Here is a 19,395-nt window from a genome sequence, read left to right as displayed (position 1 = left end):
CCTACTCTATCAAAACAGACGGCCCGCTGGGGTAACCAGCGGGCCGTCGTTCGTTAACGCAGGGTATTTTATTACGCCGTTAGAACGCTATTCAGGCGCTTGACGTAGGCGGCTGGGTCATCCAAATGGCCGCCCTCAGCGATGATCGCTTGATCCAGCAGAATGTAGGCTAGCTGGGTAAACAGATCGCCTTCAGCTCCTTCCAAGCGCGCTACCAGCGCATGGCTGGGGTTCAGCTCAAGGATCGGCTTCACCTCTGGCAGCGGTTGCCCAGCGGCTTCCATAATGCGGCGCATCTGGTAGCCCATCTCATGCTCGGGCAACACCACGCAGGCCGGTGAATCGGTGAGGCGGTGAGTCACTTTGACTTCTTGAACACTGTCACCCAGTGCTTCTTTAACGCGCTTGACCAGATCTTCTTTGGCTTTAGCGGTCTCTTCCTGGGCTTTTTTCTCTTCTTCGTCTTCTACATCACCAAGATCCAGCTCACCTTTAGCCACATCGGCAAAGGTTTTGCCGTCGAATTCGGTGAGATGGCTCATCAGCCAGTCATCGATACGGTCAGATAACAGCAGTACTTCGATACCTTTTTTGCGGAAGATTTCTAAGTGCGGGCTATTTTTGGCCGCATTGAAGCTATCCGCCACTACGTAGTAAATCTTTTGCTGACCCTCTTTCATGCGCTCAACGTAGTCTGCCAGCGCATGTTCCTGGGTAGCCGTATCGCTGTGGGTTGAGGCAAAGCGCAGCAAGCCAGCAATTTTTTCGCGGTTGGATGGATCCTCTCCCGGCCCCTCTTTGAGAACGCTGCCGAAAGTATTCCAGAAGGTTTGGTACTGCTCTTTATCCTTGGCGAGCTTTTTCAGCATATCCAAGCCGCGCTTGGTGAGCGCCGCTTTGATCTTATCGACGTTGGGATCTTGCTGGAGCAGTTCGCGGGAGACGTTCAGCGATAGCTCACGGGTATCCAGCACGCCTTTTACAAAGCGCAGATAGAGCGGCAGGAACTGTTCAGCGTCGTCCATAATAAACACGCGCTGCACGTAGAGCTTAACGCCCCGGGCGCCGTCGCGGTCAAACATATCAAAGGGCGCACGACCCGGTACATAAAGCAGGCTGGTGTACTCAAGCTTGCCTTCAACCTTGTTGTGACTCCAGGTCAGCGGGTCTGAAAAATCGTGAGCAACGTGTTTATAGAACGCCTTGTACTCATCGTCGGAAACCTCGCCTTTCGGGCGCGACCAAAGCGCTGTTGCCTCGTTAACGGTTTCCCAGGTGGTTACTTCACTACCTTCGATGGGACTGCCTTCGTCATCTTTTGCCGTTTCGGTTTTCGGCATACGAACAGGCACTTCGATATGATCTGAGTACTTGCGCACCAAGCTCTGCAGACGATAGTCGTCGGCAAACTCTTTGGCGTCCTCTTTCAGGTGCAAAGTGATTTCGGTGCCGTGCTGAGCACGTTCGATATCAGCAACGGTAAATTCACCCTCCCCTTTTGAGCGCCACTCAACGCCCTCAGCGGCGTCCGTGCCCGCTTTGCGGGTACGCACGGAAATTTCATCAGCAACAATAAAGCCTGAGTAGAAGCCTACGCCGAACTGGCCGATCAGCTTGGCATCTTTTTGCTGCTCGCCGGAAAGCTGCTTGAGAAATTCGGCAGTACCGGAGCGCGCGATGGTGCCCAAGTTGGCGATCACGTCTTCACGGTTCATACCGACACCGTTATCACGTAAAGTGATCGTATTGGCCTCACGGTCATGCTCGATTTCGATACGCAGTTCGCTATCGCCTTCGTAGAGCGCATCGTTATCAAGCGCCGCGTAGCGCAGCTTGTCGCAGGCATCCGCCGCGTTTGAAATAAGCTCGCGTAAGAATATCTCCCGGTTGGAGTACAGGGAGTGAATCATCAAATTCAACAGCTGCTTAACTTCGGTTTGAAAGCCTAGCGTTTCTTCGTGGTTAGCCGATTTATCAGTCGCTTGTTCGTGGGTAGCAGTTGTCATGCGCTTAGCCCTTATCAATCACGTTGAGTCATGTACCCCTGCGTGACGCATGCAGGGGCTTAAAGTAGTTTCGTGAACTTGATATGGGGCTAAGCAGAGATTTTTCAAGCGCGGGGGTTAACAAGTCGTCAGCATTAAGAAGGCGTCATATCGGGATCGCTATATTTCCAGGCCCGATAGCCTTCCAGACGTTGATCGATACGATTGAGCAGCCAGCCGACAATCAGTACGTCGTCCACTACACCGATGAGCATCAAAAAATCGGGGATCAGATCAAACGGCATTACCAAATAACCCAGCGCTAATGCCATCATGCCAAAAGCTGACCAGGGAATAGGCCGAAAGTCGCCGCGCATCACGTCGCGGGTCATGGGTATAAACAGTTTTAACGCACGCACAATGCGTTTTGTCGCCCAAACACGGGATTTGAGTCGACGTAAGAACCACCAAGTGGATAATGGAGCCATCGTAATTAGATCCTTTAAGTATCTGGGCGGTCAGATCATGACTGCGGGTATTCGTTCAGTATAGCGGCTGCTCAGCAAACTAGGCGGGCAGCACCCAAGCCCAGATAAAGTGACACCGATTGATAGAGAGAGAGCACCATGTTGGTTTCGCCATTTCGCCATACCGCCCGCGTGCTATGTACCGCATTGCTGGCGGGGTTACCCGCACTTTCCTGGGGCGCTTCAGACAGTGAGCTACGTGATGCCCTAGCTGCCGCAAGGGAACAACAGTGGGCGCGGGTAGATGAACGCGCCATTGAAGACCACCCGCTGCGGGGCTACGTGGAATACCACCGCATAAGGGGACAACTGCCGCATGTTTCCCCTGACCGAGTGCAGCAATTTATTGATCAATACGCTGACTCTCCGCTAGCAGGGTGGATTCGTGGTCAAGCGATTGCCAAGTATGGTCATGCGGGTCGCTATAGCGACCTGCTCGCGGTGGCCGACGGCGAACCAGCGGGTACCGCTCGCCAGTGCCACTACTACACCGCGCTACTCGCTAGCCAACCCCAGGTGGCAAGCGAAGCAGGGCTCGACTTATGGCGCGTCGGCAGTTCCCAGCCGGATGCCTGCGATCCGCTATTTGAACGCCTGCGGGCTAACGGCACTATCGACGCCACGGCTATTTGGGAGCGCAAGATGCTCGCTTGGCAGGCAGGCGAAACAAGCCTCTCAAGCTATCTTGGAGGGCTGTTAAGCGGCCAGTGGCAAACCGCATTGGACACAATGGATAGTGTTGCCGCGCGCAGCAGCGCGATCACTCAGGCGCCCTCTTGCCTGGGCCCAGAGTGTGCCGCGACAGCAAGCTTCTACCGGGCCGCCATGCAGCGCTATACCCGTGAAGACACACCGGCAGCCTTTGCCGCCTGGCAGACGCTCTCGTCGCGCTTAAATCTGCTCCCCAGTGACCGTGCAGCCATCGAAGAGGAACTGGCCTTCTACGCGCTAGTACGGGATGTCCCCGGCACGCTTAGCTGGGTCGACGGGGTGTTACCCACGTTTGACAGCGAGCGGGTGTTAGAGCTGCGTGTTCGCCGTGCGCTGGCTAACCGTGACTGGAATGGGGTTATCCACTGGATTGCTGAAATGCCCGCTATCCAGCAAGAAAATAGCCGTTGGCAGTATTGGCTGGGCCGCGCCAATGGGCAGCTTGGCAACCAGACAGCCGCCGAAGCGCGTTACCAGCAAGCCGCTTTAGATCGCAGTTTTTACGGCTTTGCGGCAGCAGAAAGACTTGGCCAATCCTATCAGTTGAATCTTGAGCGCAACCATTTTGACGAAGCGTCGCGCCAACGTATTGCCCAACTCCCCGCCGTGCAGCGCACCGAGGCTTTGCTACGCATTGGCGAAGATGGGCTGGCCAACAGCGAGTGGTTAAATGCGGTACAAAGCGGCTCTCCCCAGCAGGCGCGCGCACTAGCCGACTACGCCGCTCAGCAGCAGTGGCATGCACGCTTAGTGCAGACCACCATAGCCGCCGAAATGTGGGACGCCTTGGATTGGCGCTTCCCCCAGGCCTACCACGACAGCTTTCAACATTGGGGCCGCATGACGGGCGTTGACCCTTACTTGTTGATGGCAATTACCCGGCGCGAAAGCGCTTACAACCCCAACGCCCTTTCACCCGCAGGAGCCCGCGGGCTTATGCAATTGATGCCCGGCACCGCCAGCCAAGTCAGCCGCGAACTAGGCATTAGCGACCCTGGCCCCTATGGCGTGCTAGACCCAGAACTGAATATCCGCCTGGGCAGCACCTACCTGCGCGATAAGCTGCAGCGCTATCAGGGTAATCGCCTGGCCGCCGCTGCAGCTTATAATGCTGGCCCTGGCCGCGTCGACCAGTGGCTTGGCGATGGCGTAGAGGCCTTTGATCTGTTTGTGGAGAGCATCCCCTTCCGCGAGACCCGCGACTACGTCCAGGCAGTGCTTAGCTATCGAGTGATTTTTGAAAGCCTTGCCAACGGCGGCAGCAGCGAAGGCGTTTCACTGCTAAGCGATAACGAACAACAAGTGCGCTACGACCGGGCGCTACTTGCCCGCCGCTAAGCTGCATTCTCTTGTTTAGATTGACGTCAGCGCCCGGTTTAAACCGGGCGCTGTGTTAATGCCAGCCGAATACCAAACACCACCAACACCGCACCCGTAGCGGCGTTTAGCGTTTGCGCAAAGCGCGCACTGGCCAGCCACTTACCAGCACTCCCCACCATTAGCACTACCCCGATTTGCCATATATTGGCGATGATAAAGTGCACCCCTGCCAGCCATAGCGACTTCAGTAACGCAGGGTCGCCGGGCGCTATAAACTGGGGTAAAAAAGCCATGTAGAACACCACGGTTTTAGGATTCAATACATTGGATAAAAAGCCTTCTTTGACCGGCTGCCAGCGTGAAACAGCAGGCGTACCTGCTAGCACGCCATTAACCGGCAGCGGCTGCCCTCGACGCGCTGCCAGCAAACTGGTGATTCCCAACCAAATGAGATAGCCCGCCCCCACCAGTTTCAGCATATGAAATGCCCAGGCCGATTGCAGCAAGATCAGCGAGATGCCCAACGCTGAAATCGTAGCATGTACAAATAGGCCGCAGCAGATAGCAAGGCTGGTGGTAACGCCATCCCTAATCCCTCCACGCGCCGTATTCCGAATTACCAACAAAGTGTCAACACCAGGGCTAATCGTTAACAGCGTGATCGCTACCAGAAAGGAAATAAATTGTGTATCGATAAAACCTAACTGCATCATGGGTACTTACTCGCAACGAAATAAAAAATCTTAGGAATGTCGCTGGACGACAGCCGCGTTTGCATCTAGAGTAATTGTAGCGGGTGGACAATTGAGTTGCCCGTGATTACTAAGCACGTTAAGGAAATAGAAAATGGCAACTGGCACTGTTAAGTGGTTTAACGATACTAAAGGCTTCGGCTTCATCTCTCCTGATGACGGCGGAGACGATCTGTTCGCCCACTTCTCCGAAATTCAAGCTGAAGGCTTCAAGACCCTGCAAGATGGTCAAAAAGTCAGCTTTGAAGTGACTCAGGGTAAAAAAGGCCTTCAGGCTTCCAACATCCGCCCAGCTTAATTGCTAACGGATGTACAAAGGCCCGCGCTTGCGGGCCTTTTTTATTGCCTAACGGTAATCGCTCAAGCGTCATTCCTCACTCCGCGACTCATCACTCGCATTGGATTCCTGACTAGGCTCATTGCTCTCAACGCCTCTGCCAAGCTCGCCTGACGGCTCGACTACCGCGCCACTCTCAGCCCCGCGATTTTCCAACTCTTGATACTGCTCTTCAAGCCGCTGCTGTGCTTCTTCAAAGCGGCGTTCGGTATCTTCAATCAAAGCGTCAACATCGGTTGATTCACGATCATCTTGCAACGGCGTCCGCTCTGGCAAACTGCTTTCAGTGTCCCAACTTGGCGAGACATCCTCACTTTCCATCGGCTCTAGTGATGGCGCCTGCTGCTCCACCTCCTGAAACTGCTCTTCTAAACGCTGCTCAGCCTCTTCGAAACGACGCTCAGTTTCGGCAATGATCTCATCCACATCAGAACGTGTAGCTTCACCCGGCATAGCACCTTCTTCATCGAGCACGTCCTCAGGATTAGCCGCCAGCGTATCTTCTCCGGCTTCAACCTCCTCGCTACCTGCCGTGGCACTGTCACTAGACGCGGCACCATTAGACTGGGTGTCGCCCTCGCGTAATGCATCCGCTCGCTCAAGCTCTTCAGCGGCCTGGCGTGCTTCAATATCATCCTCCACTTCTTCGGGACTGGACATCTGCGCCGCGTTTTCAGCGGCGTCCGGCGCCTCTTCCTCGCCCGCCCCTTCGTCGCGAGCGGTTTCTTCATCCATCACCGCAGAATCCTCATCGGGTGTCACGGTGGGGTCATCCTGGGAGTCACCGCAGGCACTGAGCAATAGAGCCACAGCGGCGAGCGCGGGTATCCACACGCGATTTGCCATTTGATTCTTCTCCTTTGTATCGTTAAACATCTAAACTTAGCGGGTCATGGTCGACTGGAGGAAAGCAACGGGCACTCCTCGGGCAGTAATACACGCAGTGCAAGAGGCACTACTTCCGCGCAGAACTGATCATAGTAGCGCGCCTCACCATCTAGCGTGAGTGGCCAAGGTGACTCGTTTGGCTGAGTGGTCACCGTCAATTGGGTAGTGGTGAAATAGCGCACGAATCGCCCGTCATAGGGAAAGCTTTGCAGCTCGCCGATGAGTTTGGTCAGTTCCGTTACCGAGCTGAAGTCTTTGACCAGCAGCACGTCCAGGCGGCCATCATCCAGCTTGGCACGCGGTGCCAGCACTTGGCCGCCGCCTGATTGGCGACCATTGCCCAGCGCCAGTAGCAACAGCGATGCGCTTTCCTCTTTCTCGTCCCAATGCAGCGTGCCGCGGTAGCTGCGGTGGCGCCACGCTTTTAGCGCCCCCATCACCGAGTATGCTCCGCCCCCGAGCAACCGCTTTAAGGTTTTCGGGGTCGATGACGTCACTTCAGCGCCAAACCCACCGGTGGTCATATTGATATAGTAGCTGGTGGCTGATTCACCGCCGGCACCTGCGGTCACCCGCACAACATCGATAGGATAGGCGCTTAACCCCCTGGCTGCCGCCAAAGCTTCGCCTGGTTCCAGTGGCAGGCCGACCGAGGTCGCAAAGTCATTGGCACTGCCTAAGGGCACAATCCCCAATACAGGTCGTCGGTCATGGGGCAAGCGCATTAACCCATTCATGACCTCACTGACGGTGCCATCACCACCACAGGCAATCACATGGGTAATCCCCATGGCGTCAGATTGCTCAGCAATATCAGCCGCGTCGCCCCCTTCCCAGGTAGCGCGAACAGTAATCAGCATCCCTGCCTGACGTTGTTCATCGACGGCTTCACGCAATGCCGGATTACCGGCGGATTTACCATTAATAACAAGTAAATAGTGTTGCTGAGAATCTGTCACTGTTGTTATTCCTTTCCTTAGGATACATATTTAATGGCAATACCTTATGCCAATGCCTTCTCGACCACCTCGTAAACATTTGCCGATAGCGGCTGTTGTTTAATACGTTCAAGCTCAGACCGCATTAGTGCTTGGCGCGTTTCATCAAAGCGCTGCCAGCGGGTTAGCGGCGTAATAAGCCGTGCTGCAATCTCTGGGTTGAGCCGATTAAGCTCAATGACCACATCGGCCAGCAGCTGGTAGCCTTGGCCATCCAAACGGTGGAAATTCACTCTGTTCTGAGCAAAGGCCCCTATCAAAGCGCGGACTCGGTTGGGGTTTTTGAGCGAGAAGGCGGGGTGCTGCATCAGATACTTGACCCGCTCAAGCACATCCGACTGAGGACGCGAGACCTGCACAGTGAACCATTGATCCATTACCAGCGGATCATGGGCCCACTTCTCTCCGAACGCCTTCAAGGCAGGTGACGCAAGGTCATCGCGATCACTGTGCACTAGTTGAGTTAGAGCTTGACGCACATCGGTCATATTGTGGTCGGCCGCAAACTGCGCTTCACACCAGGCCAAGCCCTGCTCATCCTCGATCGACATTAGATAAGCGAGCGCCACGTTTTTCAGACTACGCTGGGCAATTTGCTCCGGGGTCGGCGCGTACGCTTCTTCAGACATATTGGCTTCGTAGATGGCGGCAAACTCATCGCGCAGCGCCATGGCTAACGACTGACGCACAAACTCACGCGCAGCGTGAATGGCATCAACATCGACAATAGGCTGCTGCTCAGCGATATAGGCTTCAGAAGGCAGCGTCAGCATCTCAGCCAAGACCGCTTTATCATTCATGGGCCCGTTCAGCAATGCTTTAAAGGCATCCACAACGCGGCTGTCCATGACCTTTTCAACCCCATTGCGATGAGCGGCAATCAAGTCTTCCAGGGCCAGTAGTGCCAGCCGCTGGCCCGCATCCCAACGATTGAAACCATCGCTGTCGTGGGTCAACAAGAAGGCGAGATCTTCCCGTGAGTAAGGATAATGCATCTTCACCGGCGCGGAGAACTCGCGTAGCAGAGAGGGCACCGGCGCTTCGGCAACATCGGTAAACACAAACGTTTGTTCGTCTTCACGCAGATGAATGACCGCATCTTTGCCTATTTTCTCGCCATTGAGCGTTAGGGTTAGATCCTGGCCCGACTTGGTACCCACTAAGCCCATACGCACAGGAATGTGCAGCGGCAGCTTATCTGTCTGGCCTGGCGTTGCAGGCGTACGCTGACGCAGCGTTAAGTGGTACTCGCCGTGCACATAGTCATACTCGCCGTGGGCATCGATGTCCGGCGTTCCCGCCTGGGAATACCAGCGCATAAACTGACTAAAATCTTCACCGGAAACTTCCGCCATACAGCCGACGAAGTCTTCGATGGTCACCGCTTGCCCGTCAAAGCGCTCAAAGTATCGGTCTGAGCCGCGCCGAAACGCCTCTTCCCCCACCAAATTACGCAGCATGCGGACGACTTCGGCGCCTTTCTCATAAATCGTTAGGGTGTAAAAGTTAGTAATTTCAATATAGTGGTCGGGCCGAATCGGATGCGCGGTGGGGCCGGCATCTTCGGCAAACTGGGCAGTGCGGAAAAAGGACACATCCTGAATGCGCTTAACCGGCGCGGAATTGGTATCCGCCGAAAAGCACTGGTCACGAAAGACCGTAAAGCCCTCTTTCAGCGAGAGCTGGAACCAGTCGCGGCAGGTGACACGATTGCCCGACCAGTTATGAAAATACTCATGGGCAACGATACCTTCGACACTCTGAAAAGCAGCATCAGTGGCCGTATGGGGGTGGGTTAGCACTGCCGCCGAGTTAAAGATATTGAGACCTTTGTTCTCCATCGCCCCCATATTGAAGTCACTAACGGCCACGATCATAAACAGATCCAGATCGTACTCGCGACCGTACGCCTGCTCGTCCCACTCCATCGCCCGCTTCAACGAAGCCATGGCATGGTCGGTTTTATCTAGATTCTCTTTTTCCACCCAAATCTGCAGCGTGACAACACGCCCGCTCATGGTGGTGAAATGATCCTCTACGCTATGCAAATTACCCGCGACCAGCGCAAATAAGTAACAAGGCTTGGGGTGTGGGTCTTCCCAGGTAACAAAATGACGACCGCCGTCCAGCTCGCCGCGCCCTATCGGGTTACCGTTGGCCAGCAAAATAGGCTCGCGCTGCTGATCACCGATCACCGTGACATTAAAGGTCGCCATAACATCCGGGCGGTCGGGGTAAAAGGTAATCCGCCGAAATCCTTCCGCTTCGCACTGGGTGCAGTACATAGCATTGGATTGGTAGAGCCCTTCTAACGCCGTGTTCTCCTGCGGGGCGATCTCCACCTCGCTCTCCAATACAAACCGCTCGGGCACCTGAGCAATGCGCAGGCCTTCATCATCCAGTGCATATGCCGAGGCTTCCAGCGTCACTTCATCAATCGCCAGGGAGATCAGTTTCAGGTGCTCGCCATTTAAGACCAGCGGGGCATTGGTGTCAGCTTCTGGATGTCGCTCCATCAACAGTCGCGCTTTCACACGGGTCGCGGCGGGGTCAAGATCAAACGTCAGCTCGGTATGAGTTACCCGGTAGGCGGGTGGCTGGTAGTCGCTTAAATAAACCGGCTGCGGATCAGACATAGTGCGTGACTCCTGTATAAAACGAATATTACATAATTAAAGCGGGATGGCAGGCAACGTAACCTCCGCTAGTCGCGGAAGTTATCGAACTGAAGTGGTAAGTCCGGCCCCTCTTCACCGCGTAGCAGCGCCATAACAGCTTGTAAGTCGTCGCGTTTTTTACCCGTGACACGCACCTTCTCACCCTGAATTTGCGCCTGCACTTTGAGCTTGCTGGCTTTGATGCGCTTGACCACATCTTTGGCTTCCGCCGCGTCGAGCCCCTCCTTGAGGGCAACTTCCTGGCGCGCTTTCACGCCGGAGAGCACCGGGTCTTGCACATCCATACAGCGGGCATCGATACCCCTGGCGATGAGACGTGCACGCAGCACATCGAGCATTTGCTTAAGCTGGAAATCAACTTCCGCTTCGAGCTGCACTTTGTCGCCTTCAAGGGTGAAGCTTGCATCGACGCCTTTAAAATCAAACCGCGACTGCACTTCTCGGTTGGCTTGATCAACGGCGTTCGCGCCTTCGTGCTTATCGAACTCTGAGACAATATCAAATGAGGGCATGATGTAATTCCTGACAAGACATGACCCCCTATTCTAGAGCAGCCAGCACCCCAGGGGCCAATTCTGTTGCTTATTGTTGGTTTTAAGGGGGCATTATTAAGACAAATATTCACAACAGCTGGCAAATATTTGTACAAAAACTGTCTTTAAGTAGATCTATGGTGATGTTAAACCTGCTGCGGATAGCTTAGGCTAGCGGTTTATAGCATTGACTATTGTTCAGCCTACCCTTTTTTACCCAGGAGATACCATGAGTGACCGCGACACCCGCCACAAAGCCTCCATGGAGAAGCTTAAAGCGCGCGTAGAGGAGAAAGTCGCCGGGGCCAACGAGCAGCGCGGCCTAATCATTATTAATACCGGTAACGGAAAAGGCAAAACGACGGCCGCCTGGGGCACGGTTACTCGCGCTTTGGGCTACGGCTACAAAGTGGGCGTGGTGCAGTTTATTAAGGGGCTATGGGAGTGCGGCGAACGCAACCGTTTGGAGGAGGATGCTAATCTAGAGGTGGCGATTATGGCCACTGGTTTCACCTGGGATACCCAAAATCGCCAAGCGGATACCGACGCCTGCCAAGAGGTATGGAAAGAGGCTGAGCGCATGCTGGCCGATCCAGAGACCTATCTGGTAGTACTCGACGAGATCACCTATATGCTCAAGTTTGGCTATCTGGACATCGCCACAGTGAAGCAAGCACTGGAGAATCGCCCTTCAGAACAGACGGTTATTATTACTGGCCGCAACGCTCACCGTGAACTCGTCGCCATGGCCGATACGGTGACCGAAATGCAGGAGGTGCGCCACGCTTTTAACAACGGCCTACAGGCGCGCCGTGGCATCGATTTTTAATTAGCAAAAGGGGCAAACCAAGTTGCCCCTTTTGTGCCTGCTCACTGATAATCAGTTTGAACTGTTCTTAACTATCGAATGGGTTACGCAGCACAATGGTTTCCATGCGGTCTGGGCCGGTGGAAATAATATCGATACTGGCGCCCACCTGCTTCTCCAGATAGCTGATGTAAGCGCGGGCATTAGCAGGTAAATCTTCAACTCGCTTGGCGCCCAGCGTTGACTCTTTCCAGCCAGGTAAGTCCTCATAAAGCGGCTCAACCGCTTCGAAGCCCTCCGAGTCCACCGGGTTATCCAATACATCGCCATCTTTACTGCGATAGCCAACGCAGACACGAATATTTTCTAGCCCGTCTAACACGTCAAGCTTGGTTAAGCAGATACCCGATACCGAGTTAATCTGCACCGCGTGACGCAGCGCGACGGCGTCAAACCAACCGCAGCGACGCGCCCGTCCAGTGGTGGCGCCAAACTCATGGCCGCGCTCGGCTAGGTGACGGCCGTCAACGTCGAACAGCTCAGTAGGGAACGGGCCTGAACCCACGCGAGTTGTGTAAGCCTTGGTAATACCCAGCACATAATCCAAATACAGTGGGCCAACGCCAGAGCCCGTCGCAACACCCCCTGCCGTGGTGTTGGAGCTGGTGACGTAAGGGTAAGTACCGTGGTCAATATCCAGCAGCGAGCCTTGAGCGCCTTCAAACAGGATATTCTCACCGGCCTTGCGCAGGTCGTGCACCATGCTGACGGTATCGCACACCATGGGGCGCAACTCTTCAGCCATCTGCATGGCCGTGTCGAGCACTTCCTGGAAATCGACCGCCGGTTCACCGTGGTAATTAACCAGTACAAAGTTGTGGTAGTCGAGCACTTCACCCAGCTTGGAAGCGAAGCGCTCGCGATGCAGCATATCGCCTAAGCGCAGGCTACGGCGGGCTACTTTATCTTCGTAGGCGGGCCCAATGCCGCGGCCAGTGGTGCCAATTTTAGCGATGCCACGAGCTTTCTCACGGGCCTGATCCAGGCGCACGTGATAAGGCAGGATCAGCGGGCAGGCCGGCGAAAGACGCAGTCGCTCACGCACTGGCACGCCTTTGGCTTCCAGCTCACGAATCTCCTTGATCAACGCTTCAGGTGAAAGCACCACGCCATTACCAATCACACACTTTGTGCCTGGGCGCAGAACACCTGAAGGAATCAGGTGGAGGACGGTCTTCTCACCGTCGATGACCAGGGTATGGCCGGCGTTGTGACCACCCTGAAAGCGCACCACGGCAGATGCGGACTCAGTCAGCAGATCAACGATCTTACCTTTGCCCTCGTCACCCCATTGGGTGCCCAGCACTACGACATTCTTACCCATTATGATGCACTCGTCTCTTGTGTCAGGGCCGTTGGCTGCCAACGACCATCGATAAGCTCAAGATAGCGGTCACACTCATGCTCCGCCGGCCCAGTACGCTGCCCAGGCAGCGCTTGAATCACGCGTTCTCCCTGCTCACGCAGCTCGACAATAACAGCGTTGAGCGCCTCATCCTGCGTAGCAGGCGCCCAAATAGCCCCGCGAACCGGTGATGCTAGCGCCAATGACGCCAACTGCTTCAAGTCCATCGAGAAGCCGGTGGCAGGGCGTGCACGGCCAAAGGCCCGTCCCGTATCGTCATAGCGACCGCCTTTCGCCAACGCATGACCGTATCCCGGCACATAGGCGGCAAACATCATACCCGTGTGGTATTGATAGCCGCGCAGCTCCGCCAGGTCAAAATAGAGCGAGACATCAAAGCGTGCCAGCACCCCCTGGTAAAGGGCGTCCAACTGATCCAGCGCGGCCGTGACCGAGGCTGGCGCGCCAGCAAACCGCTCCCGCGCCTGGCGTAGGATATCTGCGCCTCCATGCAACTCACCCAGGGCTAACAGCATGTCCGCTAACGCCGGGTCGCTGACACTGGCGTCTACAAGCCTTGCCAGTTGACTCGGTGATTTTAGCGCTAGCGCCTCAAATAACGCACGTTCTTGTTCGTCACTCAGCGCTGCAGCCTCTACAAGACTACGGTAAATACCGATATGCCCAAGCGCCAAGTGTATCTCTTCGGCACCCGCGGCTTTCATACTGGCCAGCGCCAAGTGAATAATTTCACTATCCGCCTCAAGCCCCGCATGACCAAACAGCTCAGCACCCACCTGCACCGGGCTACGCCCTCCTTGATGCTGATCCGCCTTAGCGCGCAGTACGTTGGTGCAATAACACAGCCGTACTGGTCCCTGACGCTTTAGTGAGTGGGCATCCATACGCGCAACTTGCGGCGTAACATCTGCCGAGGCGCCCATCATGCGTCCCGTCAACTGGTCGGTCAGTTTAAAAGTCTGAAGATCCAGATCCGTACCGGTGCCTGTTAACAGGGAGTCTAGAAACTCCACGGGTGGCGGCATGACTTGGTCATACCCCCAACAGTGGTAAAGATCGAGCAGCGCACGGCGCAGCTCTTCCATGCGGCTTGCCTGAGGAGGAAGCACCTCATCCATGCCGTCGGGCAGCAGCCAGCGGTCAGCAATGGTCATGTAAACAATCCTGCAAGACGATGAAGGCCCAACAAATTCAATCAGTAACGTAGCATGGTCATTGGCGACATTAGCGTTAAACGAGGGCCACAAAAAAACCGGGCGACGCCCGGTTAATAAATTCTATCACGTTTATGCGCCGGGTGAACCCCGCTTGGCTGTCATCCAACCAAGACGAGGAGCACCGGCCAACAACGTTTTACTCGCCGTTATCTTCACCGCTTTGCGGGTCAGCGCTTCGCAAATAGCGGAAGAAATCGCTACTCGGTTCCAGCACCATTAGATTGCCATCATCGGCGAAGCTTTCGCTGTAGGCATTAAGGCTACGCCAGAAGGAGAAAAACTCCTGATCCTGGCTATACGCTTCAGAGAAGATCGCAGCGGCCTGGGCATCACCTTCACCGCGCAGTGTCTCAGAGCGCTCATTGGCCTGGGCAAGCAGTACTTGGCGACGGCGATCCGCGTTGGCGCGAATCCGCTCGGCCTCTTCCTGACCCTGGGCACGCCATTCGCGGGCTTCACGCTCACGCTCAGAACGCATCCGCTCAAATACGGCGGCCGACACATCTTCAGGCAAGTCGATGCGCTTAATGCGGATATCACGAATGGCCACACCGAGCTCTTCACGCATTAGTGAATCAAGTTCTTCGGTAGGGCCAATCATCAAGTCATCACGCCGTTCGGCAATAATTTCCTGAAGGTTCAGACGACCAAATTCATTACGCAAGCTCTCATCTACTCGCGGCTGAATCAGGCGGATAGCCATCAGTTCATCACCCGCTGTCGCCTCGTAGTAACGCGTAGGATTAACCACTTGCCACTTAACGTAGGAGTCGACAATCACCGCTTTCTGCTCAAGCGTCAGATAGCGACTGGTATCCGTATCCAGCGTTAGCAAACGCGTATCAAACTTACGGATCGTTTGCGCGATCGGCACTTTTGCGTGCAAGCCAGGCTGAATATTCTCTTCGATGACTTCACCAAAACGCAGTTTAACGGCGCGTTCGGTCTCGTCTACCACGTACAGAGTATTGCTCGCCAGCCACGCAACGGCCGCCAGACCACCAACAATTAGCAGGGATCGATTATTAATCATTTACCGGCCCTCCCTGCGGATGGAGCTACTATTCGTATTTGATGAAGAGCTGGAACTCCCCTGAGTGTTGCGCAAACGCTCAAGCACATTAGGGTCTAGCTGCTCATCGCTGCTATTAGCGCTACCGCTTGTTGATGCGCGACCTTGGCTACCACTTCTGCCACTCAACTGATCCAGCGGCAAGTACATCAACGGGGCGTTTTCGCTTACATCCAAAAGCACCTTCGGCGTTTTACCGAACACCTCTTCCATTGTGTCTAGGTACATACGCTCGCGCATGATTTCCGGTGCATTAGTGTACTCGGTCAACAGAGAGTTAAAGCGGTTGGCTTGACCTTGCGCTTCAGCAACGACCGACTCACGGTAACCTTGGCCCTGCTCAACAATACGCTGCGCCTGACCTTGTGCTTCAGGAATAATCGCATTGGCGTAGGCGATACCTTGGTTGATCGTACGCTGGCGATCTTCACGTGCACGGATAACATCATCAAAAGCGTCAATCACGGGCGCAGGCGCCGAAGTGGACTCAATGTTGATGGTTTGTAAACGAATACCGGCGCCATAGTTGTCGAGGTAGGACTGCAGACGGCTAGCGACCGAGCTACCTAGAATCTCACGACCCGAGGTAAGTATATCGATCATATCGGTACCGCCAACCACGTGACGTAGGGCTGAATCAAGCGCGTTCTCAATCGAGATAGCTGGATCACGTACGTTGAGTACGAAGTCGCGCGGGTTAGCCACTTGGTACTGAGCAGAAATTTCCACTTCGACAATGTTTTCGTCACGAGTCAGCATCGACTGCGTTTGTGACAGCGAGCGTACACGGGTCACATTGACCATACGAACATCGTCAATCAGCGGCGGATTCCACTGAAGGCCAGGATTGACGACATTTTGGTATTCGCCAAAGCGGAGCACAACACCACGCTCGGATTGATCCACTAAGTAGAAGCCCATAGCAGCCCAGATCGCCAGCGCAACGATAATAATCAGGCCTGGCAGCGCAAAGGGGTTACGGCTTTTATCACTACCGCCACTACCGGTTTTCTTACCACCGCCTTTTTTACCGCCACCCAACATACTGTTGAGCTTGTCCTGAAACTTTTTCAGCGCTTCATCCAAGTCCGGAGGCCCTTGGTTATTGCCCCCTTTATTGCCACCGCCGTTGCCATTATTATTACCGCGGCTTCCATCACCATCACTTCCACCGCGTCGGCCGCCGCTACTCCAAGGGTCGTGCTGGTTGCCACCACCAGGCTCATTCCAGGCCATACTTCTTCTCCACTAAGGGTATTCGCTCACGCATCTGGCTTCGTCAATCAACGAAGCGCTAGCGTTTTGATATTATTGCTATGTAAATCTTGTACCGTTTTTATACAACAGCAGATAATGACAGCGTACTAGACATTAAACGGTGAGGCTACCAATCTTCGGTTTCCTGCAACGCAACAGGTAAGTAGGTATTGGCACGCTCGCCTAACTGAGCCATTAACTGGTTGAAATCACGCCGCGGCAAACGCACATCCAATACTGATTGCCCGTGTTCGTCAAAGGCCTCCTCGCGAACAGCATTCAGCTCATGAAGGCCAGCGCGCAGCTTACCTTGCTCAGGCGTGAGTGTCAGCGAAAAGCCAATGACATCGTTGGCCAGGCGCTCGGTTAGCGCTTCGTGGAGTAGCTCAAGACCCTGACCATTTTGGGCCGAGAGCCAAACCACCTCGGGTACGCCATGGCCATCACGTTCTATGCGCGGGGCACTATCGAGCTTATCAATTTTATTCATGACCTTGAGTACCGGCACATCATCCGCGCCGATCTCTTTGAGCACTAACTCCACCTGTTCCACGTTTAATTCGCGGTCTGGGTCTGCGGCATCAATCACGTGCACCAATAGTGACGCCTCTGATGCTTCTTGAAGCGTGGCTTGAAATGCCTCAACTAACTTGTGTGGCAAATGACGAATAAAGCCCACGGTATCGGCCATCACAACGGGGCCAACGTCTTCAATCTCAAGCCGTCTCAGCGTGGGGTCAAGTGTCGCAAATAGCTGGTCGGCGGCATACACCTCGGCATTGGTCAAGGCGTTAAACAGTGTCGACTTCCCAGCGTTGGTGTACCCCACCAGCGATACGCTATGAATTTCTGCACGCGCACGCGCGCGGCGATTCTGGTCACGCTGACTGCGTACTTTATCGAGCCGTTTATGAATCGATTTAATTCGCCCACGCAGCAGGCGACGGTCCGTTTCAAGCTGCGTTTCACCAGGGCCGCGCAGGCCAATCCCGCCTTTTTGGCGTTCAAGGTGTGTCCATCCACGCACTAGGCGGGTCGACATATATTCCAGCTGAGCAAGCTCTACTTGCAGCTTACCCTCATGGGTTCGTGCCCGTTGCGCAAAGATATCGAGAATCAGACCGGTACGGTCAAGCACTCGGCATTTGAGCTCTTGCTCAACATTGCGCTCTTGAGAGGGACTTAAGCTATGGTTGAAGATCACCAGCTCAGCTTCGTGAGCCGCGAGCAGTGCCCGCAGCTCTTCCAACTTACCTGACCCAATAAAAGTCCTCGAGTCAGGTCGGTGGCGGCTAGCAGTGAGTAGAGTCGCAGGCTCTGCACCCGCAGAGCGTACGAGCTCTAAAAACTCACCCGGGTCTTCACGTTTTTGTTCATCATGAAAATCAACATGAACAAGAACTGCCGTTTCACCGGCGTCTGGGCGTTCGAAAAACAATCAATACCTCGTGGACTCTCTTGCTGCTTCAGCGGTATTAAATCTCCGCATCCTGCTCTGCCGGGTCTTGCGCAGGCAAGCGTACGTTGCGAGAAGGGACAACCGTAGAAATAGCGTGTTTATAAACCATCTGGCTGACGGTATTACGCAGTAGGATAACAAACTGGTCAAACGATTCGATCTGGCCCTGCAACTTAATGCCGTTGACCAAAAAGATAGAGACCGGAATGCGCTCCTTGCGCAGGATGTTCAAGTACGGGTCTTGAAGGGACTGCCCTTTGGACATGTTGCTCTCCCTAAAACTGTCGTTGGGGGTTAATTATCAAATGGCGTGCCCTACTGGTGCTACGCCGCACTATTTATTACTGCCCGAAAGGCGGAGTGATGCCCGAGGAGCTTTGAGGTTCGCGAGAGGCCCAATCACTCAGCCAATCGAAAACGCACTTACTAAGTTACTATCTTAGAGACCTACCTTAGCGACCTATCTTACGCTAAGCACCGCTGTCACGCACGAGTTTCAGCACCTGATCCAGCGCGTCTGAACGCTGTGAATCCACCCAATTAAGCGCTGGCCAACTTCTTAACCAGGTTAATTGACGCTTGGCTAGCTGACGAGTTGCGATAACGCCACGCTCAACGAGAGCGGCATAATCGTAATCACCTTCTAGATACTCCCACACTTGGCGATAACCAACACTCTTCATCGCCGGCAGGCCTAAATGTAAGTCATTACGCTTTTTGAGGGCGGCGACTTCATTTATCAAGCCCTCACCCAACATTACTTCGAAACGCTGGGCAATACGTTGGTGCAAAAGCGCCCGGTCATTAGGCGCCAATGCTATCGACAACACGCGCCAGGGAAAGGTTTCCGGCTGTTGCTCCGCCCACAGCTCACTCATCGTCCGCCCACTGGCGTAATACACTTCAAGCGCACGCATTACACGCTGTGGATCATTGGGATGGATACGCTGGGCAGAGATCGCATCCACCTCACTCAACTGTTTGTGCAGCGACGATAACCCTTCACGTTGCCACTGCGCTTCGAGCCGCTGACGAATAACCGGGTCAGCTGAGGGCAAATTCGCCACACCTTCGACCAGTCGCTTGTAATACAGCATGGTACCGCCGACCAGTAGAGGAACTCTGCCCGCCGCGCTAATTTGTCGCATTAGCTGTAGCGAATCTTCACGAAAATCGGCTGCAGAATAGGGCTCGGCGGGGTCGCGGATATCGATCAAGTGATGGGGTGCGCGGGTAAGCTCAGCCATACTGGGCTTAGCACTGCCAATATCCATACCGCGATACACCATCGCCGAGTCAACGCTAATCAGCTCATGCCCCAGCCGTTCGTGTAGCGCCATCGCCGCATCGGTTTTTCCGGCGGCCGTTGGGCCCATCAAAAAAATTGCCCAGGGGCGCGTATCAGCCATGCGCGTTTCCATCAAGTA

17 protein-coding genes are annotated in these 19,395 nt (G+C 54.7%); 3 read left to right on the top strand and 14 right to left on the bottom strand.

Annotation, left to right across the window (positions count from 1 at the left end):
* Positions 1–71: 71 nt before the first annotated feature.
* Both htpG and A6R74_RS21510 read right to left on the bottom strand, forming a co-directional pair.
* Complete coding sequence (gene htpG / locus A6R74_RS21515) at positions 72–2,006, bottom strand: molecular chaperone HtpG (RefSeq protein ID WP_064236518.1); 1,935 nt, start codon at positions 2,004–2,006, stop codon at positions 72–74.
* A gap of 134 nt (positions 2,007–2,140) precedes the next feature.
* The gene (locus tag A6R74_RS21510) at positions 2,141–2,473 is read right to left on the bottom strand and encodes a YkvA family protein (RefSeq protein ID WP_064236517.1); all 333 of its coding nucleotides are present in this window, start codon (positions 2,471–2,473) and stop codon (positions 2,141–2,143) included.
* Positions 2,474–2,611: 138 nt separating this feature from the next.
* Between A6R74_RS21510 and A6R74_RS21505 the strand changes: the two genes are divergently transcribed.
* The gene (locus A6R74_RS21505) at positions 2,612–4,561 is read left to right on the top strand and encodes a transglycosylase SLT domain-containing protein (RefSeq protein WP_064236516.1); all 1,950 of its coding nucleotides are present in this window, start codon (positions 2,612–2,614) and stop codon (positions 4,559–4,561) included.
* 38 nt (positions 4,562–4,599) lie between these two features.
* Here A6R74_RS21505 and A6R74_RS21500 read toward each other — a convergent pair whose 3' ends face one another.
* Positions 4,600–5,256 (bottom strand): LysE family translocator, encoded by a 657-nt coding sequence (locus A6R74_RS21500; RefSeq protein ID WP_064236515.1) that lies wholly within the window; start codon positions 5,254–5,256, stop codon positions 4,600–4,602.
* Between the two features lie 133 nt (positions 5,257–5,389).
* On the opposite strand from A6R74_RS21500, the gene A6R74_RS21495 reads away from it, so the two are divergent.
* Positions 5,390–5,593, top strand: coding sequence for a cold-shock protein (locus tag A6R74_RS21495; RefSeq protein WP_007114660.1), 204 nt, complete (start codon positions 5,390–5,392; stop codon positions 5,591–5,593).
* Positions 5,594–5,662: 69 nt separating this feature from the next.
* On the opposite strand, the gene A6R74_RS21490 is transcribed toward A6R74_RS21495, so the two are convergent.
* The 4 genes from A6R74_RS21490 to A6R74_RS21475 all read right to left on the bottom strand — a co-directional run bounded on the left by A6R74_RS21490 (position 5,663) and on the right by A6R74_RS21475 (position 10,708).
* Positions 5,663–6,478 (bottom strand): hypothetical protein, encoded by an 816-nt coding sequence (locus A6R74_RS21490; protein ID WP_064236514.1) that lies wholly within the window; start codon positions 6,476–6,478, stop codon positions 5,663–5,665.
* Between the two features lie 44 nt (positions 6,479–6,522).
* On the bottom strand, positions 6,523–7,479 hold the full coding sequence (gene yegS, locus A6R74_RS21485; protein WP_064236513.1) for a lipid kinase YegS: 957 nt from the start codon (positions 7,477–7,479) through the stop codon (positions 6,523–6,525).
* Between the two features lie 44 nt (positions 7,480–7,523).
* A complete protein-coding gene (pepN, locus tag A6R74_RS21480; RefSeq protein ID WP_064236512.1) occupies positions 7,524–10,154 on the bottom strand; it encodes an aminopeptidase N in 2,631 nt (876 codons plus the stop codon).
* Between the two features lie 68 nt (positions 10,155–10,222).
* On the bottom strand, positions 10,223–10,708 hold the full coding sequence (locus tag A6R74_RS21475; protein ID WP_007114656.1) for a YajQ family cyclic di-GMP-binding protein: 486 nt from the start codon (positions 10,706–10,708) through the stop codon (positions 10,223–10,225).
* A gap of 250 nt (positions 10,709–10,958) precedes the next feature.
* On the opposite strand from A6R74_RS21475, the gene cobO reads away from it, so the two are divergent.
* Positions 10,959–11,558: a cob(I)yrinic acid a,c-diamide adenosyltransferase gene (cobO, locus tag A6R74_RS21470; protein WP_064236511.1), complete on the top strand. Its 600-nt coding sequence runs from the start codon at positions 10,959–10,961 to the stop codon at positions 11,556–11,558.
* A gap of 67 nt (positions 11,559–11,625) precedes the next feature.
* Here the strand turns inward: cobO and A6R74_RS21465 are convergent, their stop codons facing one another.
* From A6R74_RS21465 to miaA, 7 genes are all read right to left on the bottom strand, one after another.
* The gene (locus tag A6R74_RS21465) at positions 11,626–12,921 is read right to left on the bottom strand and encodes an adenylosuccinate synthase (protein ID WP_007114654.1); all 1,296 of its coding nucleotides are present in this window, start codon (positions 12,919–12,921) and stop codon (positions 11,626–11,628) included.
* Positions 12,921–14,117 carry an ATP phosphoribosyltransferase regulatory subunit gene (locus A6R74_RS21460; RefSeq protein WP_064236510.1) on the bottom strand — a complete coding sequence of 399 codons (1,197 nt, stop codon included), beginning with the start codon at positions 14,115–14,117 and terminating at the stop codon, positions 12,921–12,923. Before A6R74_RS21460 ends, A6R74_RS21465 begins: the two co-directional genes overlap by 1 nt.
* 199 nt (positions 14,118–14,316) lie before the next feature.
* Entirely contained in the window at positions 14,317–15,213 is an 897-nt protein-coding gene (gene hflC, locus A6R74_RS21455) for a protease modulator HflC (RefSeq protein ID WP_064236509.1), read from the bottom strand.
* Positions 15,214–16,488: an FtsH protease activity modulator HflK gene (gene hflK, locus A6R74_RS21450; protein ID WP_064236508.1), complete on the bottom strand. Its 1,275-nt coding sequence runs from the start codon at positions 16,486–16,488 to the stop codon at positions 15,214–15,216.
* A gap of 148 nt (positions 16,489–16,636) precedes the next feature.
* Positions 16,637–17,947 (bottom strand): ribosome rescue GTPase HflX, encoded by a 1,311-nt coding sequence (hflX, locus tag A6R74_RS21445; protein WP_064236507.1) that lies wholly within the window; start codon positions 17,945–17,947, stop codon positions 16,637–16,639.
* Positions 17,948–17,984: 37 nt separating this feature from the next.
* Positions 17,985–18,233, bottom strand: coding sequence for an RNA chaperone Hfq (gene hfq / locus A6R74_RS21440; protein ID WP_007114649.1), 249 nt, complete (start codon positions 18,231–18,233; stop codon positions 17,985–17,987).
* 205 nt (positions 18,234–18,438) lie between these two features.
* Entirely contained in the window at positions 18,439–19,377 is a 939-nt protein-coding gene (gene miaA / locus A6R74_RS21435) for a tRNA (adenosine(37)-N6)-dimethylallyltransferase MiaA (RefSeq protein WP_064236506.1), read from the bottom strand.
* Positions 19,378–19,395 lie beyond the last annotated feature (18 nt).

The sequence above is a fragment of the Halomonas sp. ALS9 genome (genome assembly GCF_001651035.1).
GTDB lineage: Bacteria > Pseudomonadota > Gammaproteobacteria > Pseudomonadales > Halomonadaceae > Vreelandella.
This window is presented reverse-complemented; position numbering and strand designations above follow the sequence as displayed.